Below are 4,220 nucleotides of genomic sequence, written 5' to 3'. Positions count from 1 at the left end.
CAGGTAGCCTTGCTGCGCGGCGTTCGGGTCGGCCACGAAGGGCTGGATGTTGAAGGTGTAGGGGCGCGTCTGTTCGTCCTTGAGGCCGAACCTGGCCTTGAGCCAGGGCCAGTAGCCGCGGTTGGCCTGCGCGCCGATCAGCAGCGTCTTGCCCTTGAGGTCCTCGAACTTCTTGACGTCGTCGTGCGCGATCAGCACCTGCGGGTCCTTCTGGAAGAAGGCCGCCACGTTGACCACCGGCACGCCGCCTTCGCGCACCTGCATCATCTGGATGTCGCTCGAACCCATGATGCAGTCGGCCTGGCCCGCGGCCATCATCTGCGTGATGTTGACCTGCGGACCGCCCATCTTGATGGTCACGTCCAGGCCGTGCTTCTTGTAGATGCCCAGCGCCACCGCCTGGTAGAAGCCGCCATGCTCGGCCTGCGCATACCAGTTGGTCATGTAGGTGAACTTGTCTTGCGCCTGGGCCGGTGCGGCAGCGGCGAACAGTGCGAGCGCGGCGGCGCCGGCCATGGAAAGAGCGAAGGAGCGCATGGTGGGAACCTCTCGAAGGCTGGTGAAGGAAGGGTTGGAAAAAAAGCGATGAAGCGGATGCAAGTAGCGCGCCTCAGGCGGCCTCGAAGGACTGCTGGATGAAGCCCTGCTGGTGGCCGCGCTCCCAGGTGGCTTCCTCGCGCACCACCCAGCGCAGCGCATGCAGCTCGGTCAATGCCTGCACCCAGCTGTCGGACAGCGTGTCCAGGATCTCCTGGCCCTGTTCGCGCGTGGCGCTGGTCGGGTCGCCGATCACGCCGCTCGGGCCGAAGTCGCGCGCGGTCCAGGCGCAGGCCGGGCGGCCATCGGCCGACAGCAGCTTGATCGGGAACGGCGGCGGAAAGTTGGCGGCGGCGCGCTCCATATGCACGGTGTCGGGCGCCAGCGCGAGCATCAGCGCGGTCTCGGAATGGCCGGCGTGCATCGAGAGCTTCTTTTCCTGCTCGCTGATCTGCCTGCTCGATGCGTTCGGCAGGCGCGACACGCCATGCGGCACMACCACGAAGTCGCCATGGCGCAGCCGCAGCTCGCGCGCCGCCATCTCCAGCACCTGCGGCTGGCCGCCATGGCCGTTGGCGAACAGCAGCTTGCGAAAGCCGGCGCGGTAGACCGACTCGCCGATCTCGGTCACGGTCGACAAGAGCGTGGTGCCGGTGAGCGTCATGGTGCCGGGAAAGTGCAGGTGCTCTTCCGACTTGCCGTAGGTGATGGTGGGCAGCGCGAAGGCGCGCACCTCGGCCGGCAGCTTCTCGAGCGCCTTGCCCATCACGCCCGAAGCGATCACGCTGTCGACCGAGCACGGCAGGTGCGGGCCGTGCTGCTCGATGGCGCCGCAGGGCAGCACGATGACGGTGTTCTCGCGGTCGGGCAGTGCCGCGATTTCGGTCCAGCTCAGGTAGGGCAGGAAGCGGTGGGGCGGGATGTAGCCGTGGAGCATGGGGTTCCTTTGTTCGTCAGCGGGGAAGGAAGGGCGCCGCGTCGCCATGCGTGACGCGGCCCTCGCGCAGCACCACGCGGGTGGCGCTGCGCGAAGGCCAGCCATGGCGGTCGGCCTGGGTGAACAGCACGAGGTCGGCCTTGGCGCCCACCAGCGTGGGCGCCGCCGTGGCGGGGGCGCGCTGCAGCCAGTCGCCGCGGCACAGCGCCTGCGACCAGTCGTCGAAGGGATCGGGCAGTTGGGCGACGAGCGCGGCCGTGCCCAGCGCCTCGACCGGGTCGAAGCTGCCGAGGCGGCAGAACGGGTCCTGCACGTTGTCGCTCGCAAACAGCAGCGGAATGCCGCGTTCGCGCGCTTCCTTCACCAGCGTGAGGCCGCGCAGGCGCGGCGTGCGGCCCGTCACCGCGTCCTGCAGCAGCAGGTTGGTGGCGGGCAGCGAGACGATGGTGATCGGCGCGCGTGCGACGGCATCGAGCGTGGCAAGGGCCTCCGCCTCGGGCTGCGCGGCCAGCGCACAGACGTGGCCGCAGACCACGCGGCCTTCGAAGCCGATCTCGCGCAGGATGCGTGCGGTGGTTTGCAGGCCGGCTGCCGCGGAATTCAGTTCTTCATCGACATGCAGGTCGACGTCGAGATCGCAGGCCTGCGCCGCCACCAGCAGGTTGCGCAGCGCGTTCTCGCTCCAGTTGGTGGAATGCACGAAGCCGCCAAGCAGCGCATGCGGCCCGGTGGCCTTCACCTGCCTGGCAAGCCGCAGGGCCTGCGCGGCGTCCTCGAACAGCGGCAGCTTGATGAGGCTGACCTGCTCCAGCCGTACCCTGCCGGCCCATTCCTGCGCGAGCTCGGCCATCACGGGCCAGGCCAGCGGCACCGTGTCGGGCTCCCACCAGTCGACATGCGTGCGCACATGCGTGGTGCCGCATTCCCAGGCCCACTGCAGGCCGCGCGCGGCGCGCTCGTGCACGTCGGCGGCGTTCCAGTGCACGCGGTCGGCCAGCATGGCGTCGATGGCGCCGAGCAGGCCGGGCTGCACCTTTTTCATGCGCGGCAGCGTGAAGGCCTTGTCCAGGTGCGTGTGGGCGTCGACGAAGCCCGGCAGCACCAGCGTGCCGGCCAGGTCCCATGCTTCGGGATGGGGCTCGTCCGGGCCGGAAGCGGGCCGCACCGACTGCACGCGGCCGGCCTCGAGCGCGATGCGCGCCAGCACCGGCACGCCGTCGCGCTCTGGCCAGCCGGCCGGCAGCAGCCAGCGCGGCAGGCGCGCATTACCGAGCAGCGCGGGCGCCTTCATGCGAAGCGCGCCATCGCGGCGCCGACCCGTGCCATGAAGCGCTTGAGCTGGGGCTCGGTCGCCACGTTCATGTGGTAGTGGGCGTGGTAGTCCACGCGGGCGCGGCGGCCCGTGAGCCGCAGCATGTAGCGCGTGACGATCTTGCGCGGCGGATCGCCCATGTACCAGGCCATCCAGCGCGGCCGCCCGTAGGTGACCACGGCGCTGATGCGCCTGATGTGCGTGAGCATCGGCTTCACGTTGGCCGGATCGCTGATGTCGAAGGCCACGCCGGGCATGAAGAGCCGGTCGAAGTAGCCCTTGAGCATCGCCGGCAGGCCGAAGCACCAGGTCGGAAAGCAGAACACGATGCCCTCGGCCCACAGCAGCCGCTCCACATAGGGCTTGAGCGGCAGCTGGTTGCCCGGCACCTCGTGGTAGCCGAGCCGCTCCTCGCGCGAGAGCACCGGGTTGAAGCCTTCGGCGTACAGATCGCAGTCGTCCACCTCGTGCCCGGCCGCGCGCAGGTTCTTCAGCACCTCCTGGTGCAGGGCGGCGTGGAAGCTGGTTTCGACCGGATGGCAGTAGACGACGAGCACGCGCATGAATTTGACCGCTTAATCAGAGCAAGTGGTCAGGTTATGCAAGCGACGTGCCAGTCCGGATGCACCGGAGTGGGGCTCGGGGGGGGGCCGTCATTGCTTCGGAGGACGCGGCGGCGGCGCCGATCGCCTATGTTTGCCGCCAGTGCGCACCGATGCGCAGGAGAGCCATATGCAACCGCGCCATGCACAGAGCATTTCTTCCGTCTACGAGAAGGTGATCGCGATGGCGCTCGTCGTGAACGCCGCGCTCTTCGCCGTCTACGTCATGCTGCCGCGCGCCCATGGCAAGGCGCCGCTCGACGAGGCGCAGTCCGAGGAAGTGCGGCGCATCGGCGCCGCGGCGGCCGGTGGCGGCGGCGGAGAAGACCTGCAGGCGGAATCGCGTACCCGGGTCATCGACACTGCCTTCGGCCCCACCGTCGAATTCAAGCCGTGCTGCGCAGCGGGCTCAAGGTGAGCCGACGCTACCTGGCCTTGCGCGGCCAGAGCCGCACCGCCAGCGCCGCGGCGGCCGTGGCGGTCGCCAGCCCGGTCACGCCGGCCCAGCCCCACTGCGCGAGCGCCAGCGCACCCAGCGCCGAGCCGGCCGCCATGCCGATGAACATGCTGGTGAACAGCACCGCGTTGAGCCGGCTGCGCGCACCGGGCTCGATGCCGTAGACGATGGTCTGGTGCGCGATCAGCGCCGCCTGCATGCCCAGGTCGAAGCCGACCGCGGCCAGCGCCAGCAGCCAGAGCTGCGCCTGCGGCGCCATCAGCGGTGCCAGGCCCATGGCCGCGAACGACAGCACCGCCAGCCCGGCGCCCAGCCGCGTCACCAGCTCGGGCCCGCGGCGGTCGGCCAGCCGGCCGGCCAGCGGCGCCGCCAGCG

6 protein-coding genes are annotated in these 4,220 nt (G+C 69.9%); 1 reads left to right on the top strand and 5 read right to left on the bottom strand.

What is annotated here, in order from left to right:
- The 4 genes from AC1DOC_RS21985 to AC1DOC_RS21970 form a co-directional block, all read right to left on the bottom strand.
- Positions 1-537: ABC transporter substrate-binding protein (locus AC1DOC_RS21985; RefSeq protein WP_478130475.1), on the bottom strand; the 537-nt coding region annotated here is incomplete at its 3' end.
- 73 nt (positions 538-610) lie between these two features.
- Positions 611-1,474, bottom strand: coding sequence for a creatininase family protein (locus AC1DOC_RS21980; protein WP_015867518.1), 864 nt, complete (start codon positions 1,472-1,474; stop codon positions 611-613).
- 16 nt (positions 1,475-1,490) lie between these two features.
- Positions 1,491-2,765 carry an amidohydrolase family protein gene (locus tag AC1DOC_RS21975; protein WP_307595601.1) on the bottom strand — a complete coding sequence of 425 codons (1,275 nt, stop codon included), beginning with the start codon at positions 2,763-2,765 and terminating at the stop codon, positions 1,491-1,493.
- A complete protein-coding gene (locus tag AC1DOC_RS21970) occupies positions 2,762-3,349 on the bottom strand; it encodes an NAD(P)H-dependent oxidoreductase (protein ID WP_015867516.1) in 588 nt (195 codons plus the stop codon). The genes AC1DOC_RS21975 and AC1DOC_RS21970 overlap by 4 nt, the downstream gene beginning before the upstream one ends.
- A 169-nt stretch (positions 3,350-3,518) precedes the next feature.
- On the opposite strand from AC1DOC_RS21970, the gene AC1DOC_RS21965 reads away from it, so the two are divergent.
- The gene (locus tag AC1DOC_RS21965; protein WP_478081706.1) at positions 3,519-3,806 is read left to right on the top strand and encodes a hypothetical protein; all 288 of its coding nucleotides are present in this window, start codon (positions 3,519-3,521) and stop codon (positions 3,804-3,806) included.
- 7 nt (positions 3,807-3,813) lie between these two features.
- Here AC1DOC_RS21965 and AC1DOC_RS21960 read toward each other — a convergent pair.
- The coding region (locus tag AC1DOC_RS21960) for an MFS transporter (protein WP_478130474.1) at positions 3,814-4,220 on the bottom strand (407 nt) is incomplete at its 5' end.

The organism is Variovorax sp. 01T439_2, from assembly GCF_056398445.1.
This window is presented reverse-complemented; position numbering and strand designations above follow the sequence as displayed.